The sequence below is a fragment of the Polaribacter sargassicola genome (assembly GCF_021991835.1).
Taxonomy (GTDB): Bacteria; Bacteroidota; Bacteroidia; order Flavobacteriales; family Flavobacteriaceae; genus Polaribacter; species Polaribacter sargassicola.
Genome location: NZ_JAHDAU010000172.1, coordinates 1 through 300, shown reverse-complemented (window position 1 = coordinate 300; position 300 = coordinate 1). Strand labels below are relative to the sequence as shown.

The 300-nt window shown below is 70.7% G+C and carries 1 protein-coding gene; it reads left to right on the top strand.

The window, feature by feature from the left end:
- On the top strand, window positions 1-300 hold a 300-nt coding region (locus KI686_RS17615; RefSeq protein WP_237590382.1), incomplete at both ends, for a zf-HC2 domain-containing protein.

Here is a 300-nt window from a genome sequence, read left to right as displayed (position 1 = left end):
GAGATCGAGCAGATGAAGCCGGCCGCGATCGGCGCTCTGCTCGGAATGAGCGCCGGCGCCGTGTCGCAGTTGACGTTCCGCGCCCGTGAGGGTCTGCGCGAGGCCTGGATCCAGGCGCACCTGCGCAGCGTCGGCGAGGGCTCCGACTGCCAGTGGACCATCGAGCATCTCGGTGCCTACTCGCGCGGCAACCTGGGCGCCCGCGCCCAGCAGCGCATCGACGATCACCTCGAGGGCTGCGCCCGCTGCATGATCGTCGCCGCCGAGGCGAAGGACGTGTCCAGCCGTCTCGCACTCGTC